Source organism: Glycomyces mayteni (assembly GCF_042428885.1).
In the GTDB taxonomy this organism is placed as follows: Bacteria; Actinomycetota; Actinomycetes; order Mycobacteriales; family Micromonosporaceae; genus Glycomyces; species Glycomyces mayteni.
In genome coordinates this window covers 898,898-915,826 of sequence record NZ_JBHMBP010000001.1, presented here as the reverse complement: position 1 = coordinate 915,826, position 16,929 = coordinate 898,898, and the positions used below count along the sequence as shown (strand labels likewise).

17 protein-coding genes are annotated in these 16,929 nt (G+C 73.3%); 10 read left to right on the top strand and 7 right to left on the bottom strand.

Annotated elements, in window-relative coordinates; genetic code table 11:
• Positions 1–4: 4 nt before the first annotated feature.
• Complete coding sequence (locus ACFFXY_RS04350; protein ID WP_382346199.1) at positions 5–517, bottom strand: MarR family winged helix-turn-helix transcriptional regulator; 513 nt, start codon at positions 515–517, stop codon at positions 5–7.
• Between the two features lie 138 nt (positions 518–655).
• Here ACFFXY_RS04350 and ACFFXY_RS04345 point away from each other — a divergent pair, with 138 nt between their 5' ends.
• Both ACFFXY_RS04345 and ACFFXY_RS04340 read left to right on the top strand, forming a co-directional pair.
• Positions 656–1,582, top strand: a complete 927-nt coding sequence (locus tag ACFFXY_RS04345; protein WP_382346197.1) for an NADP-dependent oxidoreductase — start codon at positions 656–658, stop codon at positions 1,580–1,582.
• Between the two features lie 35 nt (positions 1,583–1,617).
• A complete protein-coding gene (locus tag ACFFXY_RS04340) occupies positions 1,618–2,505 on the top strand; it encodes an RNA polymerase sigma-70 factor (protein ID WP_382346195.1) in 888 nt (295 codons plus the stop codon).
• Positions 2,506–2,593: 88 nt separating this feature from the next.
• Here ACFFXY_RS04340 and ACFFXY_RS04335 read toward each other — a convergent pair whose 3' ends face one another.
• Positions 2,594–3,328, bottom strand: a complete 735-nt coding sequence (locus ACFFXY_RS04335) for an SDR family oxidoreductase (protein ID WP_382346193.1) — start codon at positions 3,326–3,328, stop codon at positions 2,594–2,596.
• Between the two features lie 147 nt (positions 3,329–3,475).
• Here ACFFXY_RS04335 and ACFFXY_RS04330 point away from each other — a divergent pair, with 147 nt between their 5' ends.
• The 7 genes from ACFFXY_RS04330 to disA all read left to right on the top strand — a co-directional run bounded on the left by ACFFXY_RS04330 (position 3,476) and on the right by disA (position 11,461).
• The gene (locus tag ACFFXY_RS04330; RefSeq protein ID WP_382346191.1) at positions 3,476–4,492 is read left to right on the top strand and encodes a glycoside hydrolase family 43 protein; all 1,017 of its coding nucleotides are present in this window, start codon (positions 3,476–3,478) and stop codon (positions 4,490–4,492) included.
• A 110-nt stretch (positions 4,493–4,602) separates the two neighbouring features.
• Complete coding sequence (locus ACFFXY_RS04325; RefSeq protein ID WP_382346189.1) at positions 4,603–5,976, top strand: ABC transporter substrate-binding protein; 1,374 nt, start codon at positions 4,603–4,605, stop codon at positions 5,974–5,976.
• A 134-nt stretch (positions 5,977–6,110) separates the two neighbouring features.
• Positions 6,111–7,025: a carbohydrate ABC transporter permease gene (locus ACFFXY_RS04320; protein WP_382346187.1), complete on the top strand. Its 915-nt coding sequence runs from the start codon at positions 6,111–6,113 to the stop codon at positions 7,023–7,025.
• Positions 7,022–7,867: a carbohydrate ABC transporter permease gene (locus ACFFXY_RS04315; RefSeq protein WP_382346185.1), complete on the top strand. Its 846-nt coding sequence runs from the start codon at positions 7,022–7,024 to the stop codon at positions 7,865–7,867. Before ACFFXY_RS04320 ends, ACFFXY_RS04315 begins: the two co-directional genes overlap by 4 nt.
• 5 nt (positions 7,868–7,872) lie before the next feature.
• Positions 7,873–9,207: a Gfo/Idh/MocA family protein gene (locus ACFFXY_RS04310; RefSeq protein WP_382346183.1), complete on the top strand. Its 1,335-nt coding sequence runs from the start codon at positions 7,873–7,875 to the stop codon at positions 9,205–9,207.
• Between the two features lie 331 nt (positions 9,208–9,538).
• A complete protein-coding gene (locus tag ACFFXY_RS04305; RefSeq protein ID WP_382346181.1) occupies positions 9,539–10,132 on the top strand; it encodes a hypothetical protein in 594 nt (197 codons plus the stop codon).
• 306 nt (positions 10,133–10,438) lie between these two features.
• Positions 10,439–11,461: a DNA integrity scanning diadenylate cyclase DisA gene (gene disA, locus ACFFXY_RS04300; RefSeq protein WP_382347385.1), complete on the top strand. Its 1,023-nt coding sequence runs from the start codon at positions 10,439–10,441 to the stop codon at positions 11,459–11,461.
• On the opposite strand, the gene ACFFXY_RS04295 is transcribed toward disA, so the two are convergent.
• Positions 11,462–12,130 carry a hypothetical protein gene (locus tag ACFFXY_RS04295; protein WP_382346179.1) on the bottom strand — a complete coding sequence of 223 codons (669 nt, stop codon included), beginning with the start codon at positions 12,128–12,130 and terminating at the stop codon, positions 11,462–11,464.
• Between the two features lie 391 nt (positions 12,131–12,521).
• On the opposite strand from ACFFXY_RS04295, the gene ACFFXY_RS04290 reads away from it, so the two are divergent.
• Positions 12,522–13,433: an HhH-GPD family protein gene (locus ACFFXY_RS04290; protein ID WP_382346177.1), complete on the top strand. Its 912-nt coding sequence runs from the start codon at positions 12,522–12,524 to the stop codon at positions 13,431–13,433.
• Between the two features lie 351 nt (positions 13,434–13,784).
• On the opposite strand, the gene ACFFXY_RS04285 is transcribed toward ACFFXY_RS04290, so the two are convergent.
• The 4 genes from ACFFXY_RS04285 to ACFFXY_RS04270 all read right to left on the bottom strand — a co-directional run bounded on the left by ACFFXY_RS04285 (position 13,785) and on the right by ACFFXY_RS04270 (position 16,784).
• Positions 13,785–14,648, bottom strand: a complete 864-nt coding sequence (locus ACFFXY_RS04285) for a PrsW family glutamic-type intramembrane protease (protein WP_382346175.1) — start codon at positions 14,646–14,648, stop codon at positions 13,785–13,787.
• Complete coding sequence (locus ACFFXY_RS04280) at positions 14,648–15,166, bottom strand: hypothetical protein (RefSeq protein ID WP_382346173.1); 519 nt, start codon at positions 15,164–15,166, stop codon at positions 14,648–14,650. Before ACFFXY_RS04280 ends, ACFFXY_RS04285 begins: the two co-directional genes overlap by 1 nt.
• A 355-nt stretch (positions 15,167–15,521) precedes the next feature.
• Entirely contained in the window at positions 15,522–15,743 is a 222-nt protein-coding gene (locus ACFFXY_RS04275) for a BldC family transcriptional regulator (protein ID WP_106362672.1), read from the bottom strand.
• Positions 15,744–15,950: 207 nt separating this feature from the next.
• Entirely contained in the window at positions 15,951–16,784 is an 834-nt protein-coding gene (locus tag ACFFXY_RS04270) for a DUF8083 family protein (RefSeq protein WP_382346171.1), read from the bottom strand.
• Between the last annotated feature and the right edge of the window lie 145 nt (positions 16,785–16,929).

Here is a 16,929-nt window from a genome sequence, read left to right as displayed (position 1 = left end):
TCCGTCAGCCCTTGGGGTGCCGCCTCCTGCGGGGGGCGGCCGAGCGCGGGGGCTCTTCGCGGATGTGGTCGCGGACGCGGGCCATGGTGTCGCCGAGGCGGTCGAGGTCGGCGGCGGGGACGGCCTCGTAGAGGAGGCGCCGGGTGACCTCGATGTGCCCGGGGAGGACCTTCCCGACGGTCTCGCGGCCCCGGTCGGTGATGGCGACGAGGGTGGCGCGCTCGTCCTCGGGGCTGGGGCGGCGGGTCACGAGCCCGGCCTTCTCCAGTTGCGCGGCCTGGTAGGTGAGGCCGCTGCGGCTGTAGACGACGCCGTCGGCGATCTCGGTCATGGTGAGGCGCTCGACCCCGTTGAGCGCCATGAGGATCTGGAACTGGACGTTGCTGATGCCGCCTTCGGCGCGGAGCTGCTGCTCGACGTGGTGCTGGAGGAGGCTCACGGCCTCGGTGAGCGCGAAGTAGGCCTCCAGCTGCCGGGGTTCGGGCAGCTCGACGCCGTCGAGTTCAGGTCCGTTCACCGGTGAATCCTACCTGCTTCGAATTCAAAGCAATGTGCCGACCATCACGCACCCCGACCCTTGTACTTCGAATTCAAAGCAGTCTAAGCTCGTCCGCAGATGCTTCGAACTCGAAGCACAAATGCGAAGGAGCCACCGATGAAAGCCATCCGCTACCACTCCTACGGCAGCACCGACGTCCTCGCCCTCGAAGACGCCGACCGCCCGACTGCGGGCCCCGGCCAGGTCGTCATCAAGGTCGCGGGCACCTCGTTCAACTTCCTCGACGCGGCGATCCGCGCGGGGATCATGCAGGAGGCCATGCCGATCGCCTTCCCGCACACCCCGGGCGTCGACGTCTCAGGCACCGTCGCCGAGACCGGCGAGGGCGTCACGGGCTGGAGCATCGGCGACCCGGTGGTCGCCTTCCTCCCGCCCACCGCGCCCGGCGCGGCCGCCGAGTACGTGGCCGCCCCGGCCGCCCTCCTCGCCGCGGCGCCCGCCACGGTCCCGCTCGCGGACGCCGCGGCCCTGCCGACGGTCGCGCTGACGGCCCGCCAGGCCCTCTTCGACCACCTCGACCTCAAGCCCGGCCAGCGCCTGCTCGTCAACGGCGCAGGTGGCGCGGTCGGCGGCTACGCCGTCCAGCTCGCCAAGCGCGCGGGGGCGGTCGTCACCGCGACCGCGAGCCCCCGCAGCATCGAGCGGGTCCGCGCGGCGGGCGCGGACCGGATCGTGGACCACACCGCGACGCCGGTCGTGGACCTCCTCGACGGCGAGGGCTTCGACGCGGTCCTGCAACTCGTCCGCGACACCCCGGAGGCGACCGCGGCCCTGGCGGGCCTGGTCGCCGACGGCGGCGCGTTCGCCAGCGCCACCACTCCGGGGCCGCGGACCCCGCGCATCCGGGTCGAGCAGGTCTACGTGGAGAGCGACGCCGCCCGCCTCGCCGACCTGGTCTCCCTGGTGGACGCCGGAGAGCTCCGGATCGAGGTGGCCGAGCGCCTCCCGATCGCCGACCTTCCCGCCGTTCACGACCGGGCCGTCGAAGGGAGGCTCCACGGCAAGACGGTGCTCACTCCGTGACGGCCGGGCCCGCCCGGGTGCGCTTAAATTGCCGGGTGGCAACCGTTGAAGGATCGTCCGACTCCGGACTCGATGCGGCCGCGGCGGTGTTCACCGCGGTGAGGCCGCGGCTGTTCGGGATCGCCTACCGGATGCTCGGCAGCGCGAGCGAGGCCGAGGATCTCGTCCAGGACGTGTGGCTGCGGTGGCAGGCGTACGACCGGGCGTCGGTGGCGGAGCCGGGGGCGTTCCTGGCGACGATCGCGACGCGGCTGTCGATCAACGTGTTGCAGTCGGCGCGGGTGCGCCGCGAGACCTACATCGGTCCGTGGCTCCCCGAGCCGGTCGACACCGCGGCGGACCCGCACCTGGGCGCGGAGCGCGGCGAGGCCCTGGAGTACGCGACGCTGCTGCTGATGGAGCGGCTGTCGCCGAACGAACGGGCCGCGTACGTCCTCCGCGAGGCGTTCGACTACCCGTACGGGCAGATCGCGGACGTCCTGGGCACCACGGCGACCGCGGCCCGCCAACTGGCGAGCCGGGCCCGGCGCCACATCGCCGACGGCCGCCGGTCCCGTCCGGCGCCCCAGGGGCAGCGCGAGCTCCTGGAGGCGTTCATGGCGGCGGCCCGCTCGGGCGACATGCAGGGCCTGGAGCGGCTCTTCGCGGCGGACGTCGTGAACGTCTCCGACGGCAACGGCGCCGTCAAGGTCGCCCGCCGCGAACTGACCGGCGCCGCCCGCGTCGCGAAGTTCCTCAAGGCCCTCGAATGGCTCTGGGAGGACGTCACGGTCACCTGGAAGGAGGTCGCCGGCCTCCACTGGGCGGTCCTCCACCAGAACGACGCCGTCTACGCGGCCCTGACAGTGAACGCGAACGACACCGGCATCGACCAGGTCCTATGGCTGGTGGCCCCCGAAAAGCTGGCCGCCTTCCAGGACTGACCCGGTCGACCGAAGACTCGAACACAAGGACGGGTGGGGCGCGCCGGGGCCGGGCGGCTGCGCCGCCCGGCCCCGGCGTTCCGGTCCGCTAGCGCGCCAGCCACTCCCGATAAGTGGTAGTGGACAGGACGGCGTCGTCCCCCGCGATGAGGGCGTCGCCCTTCACCGCCGCGAACATGCCCGCCGTGTCGTCGATGACCACGTTTCGCTTGTCGCCCTTCGCTTCGAGCGTGATCCGCCCGAGCTCGTCGAGCGTGAACACCTCCGGCCCCGCGACGTCGCGGGTCCCGTTCAGCGGCGCGCCGGCCGCGACCTCCGCGACGGCCCGCGCGATGTCCGCCGAGGCGATCGGCTGCACGGGTGTCGCGGGCAGCCGCACCGTGTGCTCGTCGGAGGTCCACGACATGACCGCGTCCATGAACTCGAAGAACTGCGTCGACCGCACGATCGAGTAGGGCACCGGCCCCGCCTTCAGCACGTCCTCCTGGAGCGTCTTCGCCCGGTAGTAGTCCAGCTCCGGCACCTGGTCGACGCCGACGATCGACAGGATCACCGCGTGCCCGACCCCCGCGTCACGCGCCCCGGCGAGCAGGTTGTCCATGCTCGTCTGGAACCACGCGATCGACGTCTCGTCGAACGCGGGCGAGTTCGACAGGTTGACGACCGCGCCCGCCCCCGCGAGCGCCTCGGCGATCCCCGCGCCGCTGAGGAGGTCCACCCCGGTGGACGGCGAGTGCGGCACGGCCTCGTGCCCGCCCTCGTTCAGGAGCCTGACGACCTGCGATCCGATGAGCCCGGTTCCGCCGATGACAGCGATCTTCATTGCACACCTCCGGTTCCGCGGGACGGCCCGTGCCGCCCCGTCGACAGCTGGGACAAGACAGCCCGCGAATCCGTGACATCCTCCCGCGCCCGGCCTGCCGAAATCACCGGCTCCAACCGCGCCCACCCGCTTGATAGCGTTTGCATCATGAGCGAGCCGACCGACTTCCCGCTGCACCTGCCCGACATGCCGCTGCACGACCCGTACGTCGTCGCGGACGCCGAAACCGGCCTCTACCACCTCTTCACCTCGAACCTCGACCTGTCCGGAACGCCCGGCGCCGGCACGATGGTCTACCGCTCCCCGAACCTCCGCGACTGGTCCGATCCGGTCCCGGTGTTCCTCACCGCCGACGAGCAGGAACCGTGGGCGCGCCACGGCGCCTGGGCTCCCGAGGTGCACCGATGGAACGGCCGCTGGTACCTGTTCACGACCCTCCACGACACCGATGCGCCGCTGCCGGTCCCGCGGCCCGGCGAGTACGGCACGCCGTTCCCGGTGGCGAACTACCGCCGCTCCACGGTCGTCGCGGTCGCCGACGACCTCACCGGCCCGTACCGGATGCTCAAGCCCGAGAAGCCGATCCTCCCCGCCGAGCTCATGACCCTCGACGGGACGCTCTATGTGGACGACGCCGGGAAGCCGTGGATGGTGTACGCCAACGAGTGGCTCCAGCGCATCGACGGCACCGTCGAGGCGTTCCCGCTCAACGACGCCCTCGACGCCGTCGCGGGCGACCCCGTGGTCCTCTTCCGCGGCTCCGACGCCTCCTGGCTCAGCCGCGAGCTCCCCGCGGGCGTCCCGCACCAGATCGCCCCCTACGTCACCGACGGCCCGCAGCTCTACCGCGCGCCCGGCGGCGCCCTCGTCTGCCTCTGGTCCACCTACGAGAAGAACCGCCTCACCGCGGGCGGCATCGACGGCGACTACGTCCAGACCTGGGCCGTCTCCCCCTCCGGCCGCCTCGAAGGCCCTTGGCAGCAGCGCGAACCCCTCGTCCGCGCCGACTCCGGCCACGGCATGCTCTTCACCGCCTTCGACGGCACCCTCATGCTCATCCTCCACCGCCCCTTCACCAACGCCCGCGGCAAGCTCTACGAGATGGCATGGCACGACGACGAACTCAAGGTCGCCCGCCACCGGACCGACCTCGACGGCGACTGAGCGGCCGCGACGCGGAACTGGCACGTACTCAGGGGTACCGTTCGGACACGGTCTGCCGCTATAGTGCGGATTGGATGCTGTAAGCGCCGATTCGCCCCTTAGGAGCGGCTATGAGGACAATGATGACCTGCATGGCGGCGGCGGTGCTGCTGTTCGCCGGATCGGCTTGCAGCCCCGGGGAGTCGGAGGAGGGCGACGGGTCGATCGTGTTCTGGACGCCGTACACGACGCCGGAGCGGATCGCCGCGCAGCAGCCCGTGGTCGACGCGTTCACCGAGGCGACCGGCATCGAGGTCGAGATGGTGCCGCTGGAGCCGGACCAGATGGGGCAGACCCTCGTGACCGGCGCGGCCTCGGGCGAGGTGCCGGACGTCATCGCGCACAACCCGTCGAGCACGGCGGCGTGGGCGGCGCAGGGGCTCTTGGACGACGAGGCGCCGCAGGAGGTCGTGGACGCGCTCGGCGCCGACACGTTCTCGCAGGCCGCGCTCGACATGGTCACCGTGGGCGGCGCGCTGAGCGCGGTGCCCTCGGACGGGTGGGGGCACATGGTCGCGTTCCGCACCGACCTGTTCGCCGACGCGGGTCTGGAGCCGCCGGAGTCGGTGGCCGACCTGGTCGCCGCCGCCGAGGCGCTCCAGTCGGACGGCATGGCGGGCATCGCGATCGGCACGACCCCCGGGGACGTGTACACGCAGGAGGGCATCGAGTCGATGCTCCTGCCGTTCGGGTGCGAGCTCGCCGAGGACGGCAAGGTCGCGATCGACTCGCCCGAGTGCGTCGAGGGGCTCGCGAACTACCAGCGGCTCGCCGCCGCGGCGGGGCCGGCGCAGATGGACGTGGAGGCGGCGCGGGCGGCGTACCTGTCGGGGTCGGCGGCGATGGTCCTATTCTCCTCGCACTTCGTGGACGAGGCGGCCGGGCTCGACGTCGACAACCCGGTGGCGTGCGCCGAGTGCGCCGACGACCCGCGGTTCCTCGCCGACAACACCGCGTACCTGACGACGTTCACCGGCGACGGGACCGAGACCCCCGCGGTGTACGGGCAGACCACGAACTACGGCATCCCCGCGGGCGCGAACACCGCCGACGCGAAGGCGTTCGTGGAGTACATGCTCACCGACGGGTACGTGGAGAACCTCGCCTCCGCGACCGAGGGCCGCATCCCGGTCCGGCCCGGGCCCGAGGCCGGGTCCACGGAGTACCTGGACGCGTGGGCGGCGCTGCCGTTCGGCAACGACCAGACGCAGGAGGTGTCGATCGCGCAGGTCTACGGGCCGGAGCTGGTCGACCGGATGGCAGCGGGCGCCGAGGAGTTCACCCGCTGGGGCTGGGGGACCGGCGACGCCGAGCTCGCCGGGATCGTGTTCTCCCAGACGATCCTCGCCACCGAGGCCGAGCCGCTGTTCGAAGGCGCCGACCCCGCCGAGGTCGCGGCGTCGATGGCGGCGGCGGTCGAGGCGGCGCAGCAGGACCTGGGCTGATGCCCGGCGAAGCGCCCCCGCCGGGCGGCGCCGCACCGCCGGTGTCGGACCCCCGTGGCACTGTTGCGACCGGGGGCCCGCCCCCGGGGCCCGAACGCCCCGTCAGCGTGCCCGGGAAACGGGCCCGCAGGCCGATGACGATGTCGCGGCGCGAGGACCGGGACGGGCGGCTGCTGGTCGCCCCGACGGTGCTCGTGGTCCTCGCGTTCGCGGTGCTGCCGTTCGCGGCCGTCGTGCTGTTCGCGTTCCTGGACGTGCGCCTCGTGGACATCCCGCGCCTGTACCTCGACGACCTCGACTTCACCGGCGAGAACCTCGCGACCGTGTGGGGCTCGCCGCGGTTCTGGTCCGCCGCGGGCACGACCGTCGTGTACGCGGCCGCGTCCTCGGCGGGCGCCGTCCTCTGCGGCCTCGCCGTCGCGCTCGCGCTGCGCAAGCCGTTCCGCGGGCGCGGGCTCGTGCGCGCGCTCGTCCTCGTCCCGTACGTCCTGCCGGTCGTCGCGGCGACGACGATCTGGAAGACGCTCCTCAACCCCGGGTACGGCCTCGTCAACGCCGTGGGCACCGATTGGCTCGGCTGGGCCGCGCCCGTCGCGTTCCTCACCACGACCAGCCGCGACGTCGGCCCGTTCACCGTCCCCGTCGCCCTGTTGACCGTGATCGCGTTCGAGGTGTGGAAGACCGCGCCGCTCGCGTTCCTGTTCATCACCGCGCGCCTCCAGGTCGTCCCCGGCGACATCGAGGAGGCCGCGCAGATCGACGGCGCCGGGAAGACCCGCGTGTTCCGCCACCTGCTCCTCCCCGAGCTCGCCGGGGTCATGGCGCTCCTGGCGGTCCTGCGGTTCCTGTGGTCGTTCCAGAACTTCAACGACATCTACCTGCTCACCGGCGGCGCCGGGGGCACCGAGGTCCTCGCCGTCCGCGTCTACACCGAGCTGGTGGTCCGCGCGAACATCGGCACGGCCTCGGCGACGGGCCTGCTCATGACCGGGATGCTCCTGGCAGTCGTCGCCGTCTACGCGTGGATGCTCAAGCGGGGCAAGGCATGAGGGGCGGCGTGGAGGACCGGGTGCTCGGCGTCCTGCGCTGGGCCGTCATCGCCGTGGCCATGCTCGCGACGGCGGGGCCGCTGCTGTACGGGGTGCTCCTGTCCCTGCGGCCCTTCCAGTCCGTGGTCTCCGAGCCGCTCGACCTCCTCCCCTCCCCCGGCGAGGTCACCCTGGACTCCTACCCGACGGCCATGGGCGAGTACGGGCTCGGCGGGAACATGTGGAACTCCCTCCAGGTCGCCCTGGTCACGGCGGGCCTGGCGATCGTCCTCAGCGTCCTCGGCGCGTACGCGGCCGTGCGGCTGCGGTTCCTCGGGCGCGACGCGGTGAACGTCGTGTTCCTCGGCGTGTACCTGCTGCCCGGGATCGTCCTTGCCGTGCCCCTGTTCGTGCTGCTCAGCCGCATCGGGCTCACCGGGAGCCTCGTCGGGCTCGTGCTCGTGTACACCGCGCAGACCGTCCCGGTCGCGCTGTACATGCTCCGCACCTACCTCGTCGCGGTACCGTCCTCTGTAGAGGAGGCGGCGATGATCGACGGGTGCGGGCGGCTCGCGCTCATCCGGCGGGTGGTCCTGCCGATGGCGCTCCCGGGCGTCGCCGCGACCGCCCTGTACGTGTTCATGATCGCCTGGAACGAGTACCTGTTCGCGCTGCTGTTCCTCGTCGCCGACCGGGACCGGTGGACGGTCTCGCTCGGCATCGCGCAGCTCACCGAGTTCTCGGTGCCCACGACGGTGCTCATGGCCGGCTCGATCGCGATCACCGTCCCGGTGGTCGCCGGATTCTTCCTGGCGCAGCGGCTCCTCGTCACGGGGCTGACGTCGGGGGCGGAGAAGGGGTGAGCGGCATGGCGGTCCGCCTGGGCATCCTCGGCGCGGGAGCGCGGGGCTCGGACACGTACGGGCGGTGGGCGGTCGAGCGGCCCGACCGGGCGCGCGTGGCGGCCCTCGCCGACCCCGACGCGCACCGGCGCGACTGCCTCGGCGACGCCGCGGGCACCGCCCCCGCGCACCGGTACGCCGACTGGCGGGACCTCCTGGACGACGCCGACGCGACCGGCCTCGACGCGATCGTGATCGCCCTCCCCGACCGGCTCCACGTCGAGGCGGCGCTCGCCGCCGCGGCCACGGGCCTGCCGATCCTGCTGGAGAAACCGGCCGCGACCACCGAGGAGGACCTCGACCGGCTCGCGGCGGCGGCACGGGAGCGCAAGGCGCGCATATGGATCGGGCACGTCATGCGCTACCAGCCGTTCTGGCGGGCGATCCGCCGCACCGTCGACTCCGGCGCCGTCGGCCGCCTCGTGACCGTCCGCGTAGAGGAGAACATCGGGTTCTGGCACTACGCCCACTCCTACGTGCGCGGCAACTGGCGCAACCTCGCCTCGTCGAGCCCGATGGTCCTCGCGAAGACCTGCCACGACCTCGACATCATCCGGTGGTTCGCGGGCGAGGCGCCCTCCACCGTGTCCTCGGTCGGGTCGCTCTCGTACTTCCGGCCCGAGCACGCCCCCGCGGGCGCCCCCGGCCACTGCCTCGACGGGTGCCCGGCCGCCGACTCGTGCCCGTTCTACGCCCCCAGGTACTACGCGGAGGCCCTCGCCGACCGCGACGGCTGGCCCGTCGCGCTCCTCGGCGACGACCTCTCGCCGCAGGGACGCCTCGACGCGCTCCGCGACGGCCCGTACGGGCGCTGCGTCTTCCACTGCGACAACGACGTCGTCGACCACCAGCAGACCGTCGCCGAGTTCCCCGGCGGCCTCACCGCCGTCCTCTCGACCTCCGCGTTCACCGGCCAGAACACCCGCACCGTGCGCTTCACCGGCACCGCCGGGGAGATCGCCGGGAACCTCCGCACCGGCGCCCTCGAAATCGACCTGTTCTCCCCGACCGCGCGCCTCCCCGACCTCCCCGAGGCCCGCCCGGGCCGCGCCTTCACCCGCGAACCCATGGGCCACCGCGTGTTCGAGCTGCACACCGGGCCCGTCACCGCCACCGGCGAACCCGACCACCGCGGCCACTCCGGCGGCGACGAAGCCCTCATCGACGCGTTCATCACCGCCCTCGAAGCGGGCGACAGCGGCGACGCGCCCCCCGACCTCGAAGCGTCCATCGACAGCCACCGCATGGCCTTCGCCGCCGAACGCTCCCGCCACACCGCCACCACCGTCCACTGGACCTGACCCGACCCGGCGACCCGGCGACCCGGCGACCCGGCGACCCGGCGACCCGGCGACCCGGCGACCGACTGTCACACCCCGCGGGCACCCTTGTACCGGGGGCCCATCGGACCCGACGCCATCTGCGATGCCCGCCGACCGGCGGCCGCAGGCCGCCTCCCCGGAATGTCACACCCCCCGGGCACCATAGGCACCGGGGGGCCCAGCGGGTCCGTCCACATCCGGGTGCCCGCGAACCGCTCCGCCCGTTCGGCCGTGGCGCCGTTCGACAGCGCTGGCTAGAGTTGCGGCTGGCGAGAGTCGTGCAGGCGAGAACCGCGGTCGGAGGTGAGGCGTGGGCAGGAGCTCGGAATGGGTCGTCGTCGAGCGCAGCTCACCCACCAGGCGGATCTCGTCACTCGCGCTGTACGCCGCCGCCTGCGCGGTGGGCGTCGGCGCCCTCGCCGGGCTCGTCCACACCGAGCCGTCCGTGCTCGACTCCGGCGAGCCGAACCCCGTCGCCGCACTGCCCGGGTTCTTCACCGTCATCGCGCTCATCGGCGCCGCCTGCTTCCTCGTCCCCCTCGTGCGCCCCCCGAAGCTCATGGCCAACCACTTCGGGCTGCGCGTGCGCCCCAGCTTCGGGAAGGCGCTGCTCATCCCCTGGAGCAACGTCGAGGAGCTGGCCGCCATCCACGTCGGCTCGAAGCGCCGCGGCACCTCCTACCTCCTGTTCGCCGCCGACGTGTACCTCGGCCGCGGCGGCTCCGACCGGCCCGGGTTCCTCGGCCGGTCCGTGCTCCGCGAGGCCAACCGGGCCACCGAGGGGCTCGTCGCCGGGTTCGACCTGGCCGTGCGGTGCAAGGACTTCGCGCCCGAACCGCAGCAGCTCCTTGCCCGCCTCGCCTCGTTCGCCCCCGGGCACGTGCAGGTCGTCGACCGCCTCTGAGACATGCCGCGGCCCCTCCCCCGGAGCGTGTTCGCCGCCGGCGAAACCCCCTCCGCGCCAGCGCATCCGGTCGAACAGTGGCCGGTTCCACCGGCCGTGATGCGCGGCTTGCCCCAAATGCCGGTCCCTGCCCCGCGCGGCCGATCCGTACACTGGAGGCGACCCGACCGCTCCGGCCACCCGAGCAGGCCGTGAACCGGCTCGGCCGCGCGGTCGCCTCACCCGACCGGCGTGCCGGTCCGTCCATCATCGGAGGTACCCGTGGCGTCGATCCCGGACGAGGGCCTGCGCGCGACCCTGGCCACCATGGCGCCCGGCACCGCGCTGCGCGACGGCCTCGAACGCATCCTCCGCGGCCGAACCGGCGCGCTCATCGTCGTCGGCTGCGACGCGATCGTGGAGCGCATCTGCACCGGCGGCTTCGAGATCGACATCGAGTTCTCCGCGACCCGCCTGCGCGAGCTCTGCAAGATGGACGGCGCGGTGGTCCTCACCACCGACGGCGCCCGGATCGTGCGCGCGGGCGTGCACCTCATGCCCGACCCGTCGATCCACTCCAACGAGTCGGGGACGCGGCACCGCACCGCCGAGCGCGTCGCGATCCAGACGGGGTTCCCGGTGATCTCGGTGAGCCAGTCGATGCACACGATCGGCCTGTACATGGGGGACATCCACCACCTGGTGGAGCCTTCGACGCAGATCCTGTCCCGCGCGAACCAGGCGCTCGCGACCCTGGAGCGGTACAAGCTGCGCCTCGACGAGGTCGCCGCGAGCCTCTCCAGCCTGGAGATCGAGGACCTGGTGACGGTGCGCGACGCGGTCACGGTCCTCCAGCGCCTGGAGATGGCGCGCCACATCGCCGACGAGGTCGAGGGGCACGTGATCGAGCTGGGCACGGACGGGCGGCTGCTCGCGCTCCAGCTCGACGAGCTCATGGCCGGTGTGGACGCGGACCGGGAGCTGGTCGTGCGCGACTACCTGCCCGACGACGTGGACTACCGCAAGGCGCTGCACGCGGTCGACCAGATGAGCTCCCCGGAGCTGCTCGACCTCATCGCGGTGGCCCGGTCGCTGGGGTACCCGAACTCCCCCGACGTGCTCGACCGGCGGGTGTCGCCGCGCGGGTACCGAATGCTCGCGAAGGTCCCGCGGCTGCCGGAGGCGATCATCGAGCGGGTCGTGGACCGGTTCGGGGCGCTGCCGGAGCTGCTCGGGGTGACGGTGGAGGAGCTCCAGGACGTGGACGGGGTCGGTCCGGGGCGGGCGCAGAGCATCCGCGAGTCGCTCACGCGGCTCGCGGAGGTGTCGATCCTCGACCGGTACCTGTGATCAGGTGAGCTTCAGCTTCGCGGGGGACGAGGCGGCATCGCCGAGGACGGCGCGCAGCTCGTAGTCCCCGGCGGGGAGTTCGCGGCGGGCGCCGCGGCAGCCCTCTTCGGAGGCGAGGCCGTCCACGGTGAACTCGACGGTCTGGCCCGCGCCGTCGCTCAGTTCGACCTCTTCGCCTTTCGGGGTCTCGCAGTGCGCGGTGGAGTAGACGACGTCGGAGCCCGCGGCGAGTTCCACGGCGACCTCGCGGAGGTCCACGGTGCAGGGCGTGTCGGCGCTGGAGGCGACGAGGACGCTGACGGGCACCTCGGCGCCGGAGCGGACCTCGTCGAACGCGGCGACGACCTGGAGCATGAGGTCGTCGGGGGTGCACGCCGTGACGGCGGGGGCGGACGGGGACGGCGACCCGGTGGGGGAGGGGGCCTCCGAGGTGGGTTCGGGGATGTAGGGGCGCTGGGCGCTGCCGGAGGGCTCCGGTGCGGTCCACTCCTGCTGGGCGGCGTCGGCTTCGCCGTTCGCGCCGGGTTCACCGCCGCCGCCGAGCGCGCTCAGGCCCCAGACCGCGAGGGCGACGAGGACGAGCACGACCCCGGCGACGATCCCCCGCCGCTTCCAGTAGACCGACTCCGGCTCCGAGCCCTTCACGAACCTGCCTTTGAAACCCTGCACGCGGGGACGCTAACGCAGCCCGGCCCCGCCCGGGCGGAATTACACGCGCCCCGCCCTCACGACCCGGGCCGGATCGCCGGGCCGGGCGGCACGGCCGGGTTGCCAGGCCGGGCCGCCGGGCCGCGTTGCCGGGCGAGACCACCGGGCCGCGATGCCGGATCGGATTGTCGGACCCCCGTGTCAGGGTTTCGACCGGGGGCCCGCAATACCGCCTCCTCGGGCTCTGCCCCTGCCCGGAAACTCCCGGCCGGACCCGGATGTCGGACCCCCGTGTCATGGTCTTGAACCGGGGGCCCGCGATCCGCCGGTCCCCGGCTCTGCCCGTGCCCGCCAGACGACGGCGCCCCGACCCGCCTCGCCGGTTGTCGGACCCCGCGCCGACAATGGGGGCATGCCCGCCGCGACCGACACCCCGACCGAACCGGCCCTGCCCTCCCCCGGACTGCTCGCCGAGCGGCTCCTGCCGTGGTTCGACGCGCACAACCGCACCGAGCTGCCGTGGCGCCGCCCCGGGACCACCGCGTGGGGGGTGCTCGTCTCCGAGGTGATGAGCCAGCAGACGCAGGTCGCGCGCGTCGCGCCCGTGTGGGAGGCGTGGATGAAGCGGTGGCCGACTCCCGCCGACCTCGCGGCCGCCCCGACCGCCGACGTGCTGCGCGAGTGGGGCCGCATGGGCTACCCGCGGCGGGCGCTGCGCCTCCAGGAGTGCGCGCGCGTCGTCGCCGAGGAGCACGGCGGGACCGTCCCCTCCGACCCGGCCGAGCTGGAGAAGCTCCCGGGCATCGGCAACTACACGGCCGCCGCGGTCGCGGTGTTCCACTACGGGGGCCGCCACGCCGTGGTGGACACGAACGTGCGTCGCGTCGTCGCCCGCCTCGGCGGGCGCGCCGACGCCGGGAACGCGACCACGCGCGCCGACCTCGCCGCGACCGCGTCGCTGCTGCCCGAGGACGCCCCCACGGCCGCGCGGGTCTCGTTGGCGCTCATGGAGCTCGGGGCGCTCGTGTGCACCGCGCGCAAGACCGAGTGCGGGACCTGCCCGGTGACCGACGCGTGCGGGTTCTCCGGCCGGGAGCTCCCCGAGGGCCCCAGCCGCAAGCGCCAGCGCTACAAGGGCACGAACCGGCACGTGCGCGGGGAGATCATGGCGCTGCTGCGGGACGCGGACGGGCCGGTCGACCGGGCCCGGATCGACGCGGTGTGGCATGACGAGCGGATGGTGAACGAGGCGGTCGCGCAGTTGATCGAGGACGGTCTGATCGGCACCGACGAGGCGGGCCGATTCGAACTGCCGAGTCGGTGACAAACGCATCCGCCGCTGCTAGCGTGGGAGTTGAGAGAACTTCACGATGCTCGGTCGGCACCGGTCCGCAGGACCGGCGGCCCCGGGTCCAACCCCGCCGGTCACCGCGGCGGGGCACCGGACGGGCCTTATGGTCACTGCCGGTGCCGGGACCGATCGCCTACCGCGCGGCCGCCCCCGAGCGGTCGGCCAGGAACACGACGACGCGGCTCGCGCCATCTACCGTCGCGTCGACCGCGGACCGGCCGCACGTCAAGCGGGCCGTGCGGGAGCGGACGCCTCCAGCGGCGGACGCGGCCGGGCGGATGCAATGCCGCCGGGGTACCGCGCGCTCAGACCCGGGCGGCATTGCTATGCATCGGTCACCCGCACGGCGGGCGCCTCGTTGCGGCGGGCCCAGCGGACCAGCCACCACACGATGAGCACGGCGGGCAGGCCCTTGAGCATGATCCCGCCGAGCACCCCGAGCGAGCCGAGGCCGAGGCCGTCGCGCAGCAGGGGCGAGTTCCACACCGCGTGCAGGACGATGACGGCCGCGGTGGCGCCCGCGGCGGTCCACGCGGACCGGGCGGTGCGGCGGGTCGCGGCGTAGGCGATGCCCGCCCCGGCGATGGCGGTGAAGATCGCGTGGCTCCACAGTCCGGCGAGGACGCCGCGGACGATGAACACGGCGACGACCGGTTCGACGACGTCCCCGGCCCGGTTGAGGACGGTGTTGGACATGGCGAACGCGTAGCCCTCGACGATCTGGAAGCCGACGCCGCAGAACGCGCCGAGGACGATCCCGTCGAGGACGCCGTGGAGGCGGCCCCAGAAGATCGCGACGACCAGGACCACGCCCGCGGTCTTGACGACCTCCTCGACGAGGGGCGCGGCGAGGACCGGCGCCCAGCGCTCGGCCCAGGCCGGGCCCCACGCGGTGGCGAAGAGGCCGTGGAGGGCGCGGGAACCGAACAGGGACGTCATGACGGCGACGGTGGCGCCCCAGGCGAGGCCGATGGCCAGGCCCGCGCCGGGCAGGACCAGGTGGTCGGCGAGGCGGCGGCGCATCACCAGGAACGGGACGGCGAACAGGGAGAACAGGACGAGCGCGGTCGTCCCGGCCCGCGGGTAGGCGAGGGCGACGGGGAGGGTGTTGTACAGCAGCAGGATCGCGGCCGCGCCGATGAGGAGCGCGGCCGTCCACTGCACGGGCGAGGAGGGGTCGGGGCGCATCAGGCGGCCCCGAACGAGAGCTGCGCGATGAGGGCGTCGATGCGTTCGACGGTGTGCGCGTCGAGGGACGCGCCGCGGGCGGTGACCTCGGCCCTGGTGTCGCCGTGGACGAACGCGCACGCGAACCCGGCGCCGGTCTCGGTGGTGAAGGAGCGCCCGGCGCCCTCGACGCCGTCGGCGGCGCACGCGCGGGGCTCGGTGAGGCGCACGCCCGGCTGGACTTCGAGGAGGCGGGCCATCTCGTCGGCCAGGTACTCGGCGTCGAAGCCGTAGGGCCCGGCGACGGCGATGTCGACTTCCGCGTCGCCGACGAGGAACTCGGCGCGTCCGGACTCGGGCTTGTAGTAGCCGGGGCGCATCCGGGTGTCCTCGGGGGCGGTGAGGACGACGCCCGCGAGGGCGAACTGCTCGCCGCCGACGTCGACGGTGGGGGAGACGGCCTTGTTGAGCAGGGGCACGCCGAGTGCGAACACGAGGACCGCGGCGGCGACGGCTGCGGCGACGGCGAGGCTCCTCATACGGGACACACCGCAAGCGTCGCATGTGATCCGCCCGATCGCATCGGTAATGCGGGGGGAAGTGCGGCCTCGCCCGGGGCGCGGCGGCGGGAGCGGGGCGTGCCGGGGCGGACCTGCCGGCCGGGACCTGGTTCAGGGGTCCTGCGGCCGGCGTCTCCGCGGTGCTCATGCGCGGGGCGGGCCCTGAGGGAGGGCCCGCTTCCCACCGGCCGGGGGGCCGGCGGGCCGACGGCGGAGCGCCGGTACCGCGGCTTCTTCGATGGGGCGGCGGCCGGAAGGGTGGTCCGGCCTCGGACTGGTTCCTCATGCCTCCTCGCCTGGTCGGCGGCGGGAGGCGGTCGTGCTGGTGCTGCGGCTACTCCGCGGCTTCGCGCTGCACGGGGATGTCGCCGTTGATCAGCGCGCGGATCTCGGACTCGCGGTAGCGGCGGTGGCCGCCGAGGGTCCGGATCGCGGAGATCTTGCCGGCCTTGGCCCAGCGCGTCACGGTCTTGGGGTCGACGCGGAACATCGCGGCGACCTCAGAAGGGGTGAGCAGGGCCTCGGATTCCACCGGAAGGTTCAGCTCTGTCGTCATCGTTCGTTCTCCTCCACACACGGGCTGCGAATCACCGGCTGCCGAGCCTTGATTCGTTCCTTCTGCAATCGTCCGGCCTGTCGTAGATGTCCGACATAGGCCGAACGGCCGATTTTGCTTGGACTTTCCGGTCGTACCGCTCATCCGAGTGATCACTCCACAAGCGAACGACCTGGCAGCGGGCTCGGGGCCGCGGCGGACGCGAGCTCAGTTCAGGCGTTCCGCGAGACGACGATCACGCCAGCGGTCGACAAGGCGCGCATAGCACTCCTGCGCGTCCTCGGGCTCGGAGGCGCCGAGGTGGTCGAGAGCCTGCCAGGTGAGGTCCACGGAGTCCTCGTCGCGGAGCTCGTCGGCGTCGAGCCGGGCGGCGATCCCGCCGTAGTCGAGCTCGACGACGGAGTCGCGGTGGAACCCGTCGAGCCAGTGCCCGGTCTCGGCGAGGGCCTCGGCGAGCTCGGCGCCCTCGCCGAACTCGGCGCGCACCAGGTTGCGGGCCACGGCGAGGCCGCTGCGGGACTTCGCGATCGGGGTGCGGTAGCGCAGCTGCACGAGGCCGGGCTGGATGACCAGCTCGCGGTCCTCGGGGCGCACGCACGCGAACCAGCGCAGCGGGACCGACCAGGTGGCGACGTGCTCGTGGGCGTCGGCGGGGGCGTCGCGGCGGTCGGCGCCCTCGTCGAGCGCGACGACCTCGGCGGCGGAGGCGAGGAACTCCGCGGGGAACAGGGCCTCGGCGACCGCCTCGGGCGTCAGGCGCCGCACCTCCAGTGCGGCCGAGGCGATCCGGTAGCGGAGGTTCCAGGGGCACACGAGCGGGTCGGCCCCGGGGCGGTCGATGACGTACGCGTCGCGCCCGAAGGAGGGGACGCCCCGCCAGGGCCATCCGATGCGCTCGTACAGTGCTTCCCGTCGGACCCTCGGGCCTTCGAGCGGGTCGACCGCGCGCCCCGACGCGGCGTACGCGCGCCAGTACCCGGCGTCGGCGAAGGCCGCGGCGGGCTCGTAGACGCGCAGATAGGACGCGCTCGGTGCGTACACGAGGCAGATACTTCCATAGTCATATGCTGGTGGCGTAGGCATACCCGCGCTACGACGAGGAAGCGGCCGCGACCCGGCCGCGCCCCTGGGGCGCCGCCCGGCGCGCACCGCGCTCCGGGGCCCGAACCCCTAGAGAAGAACTGGA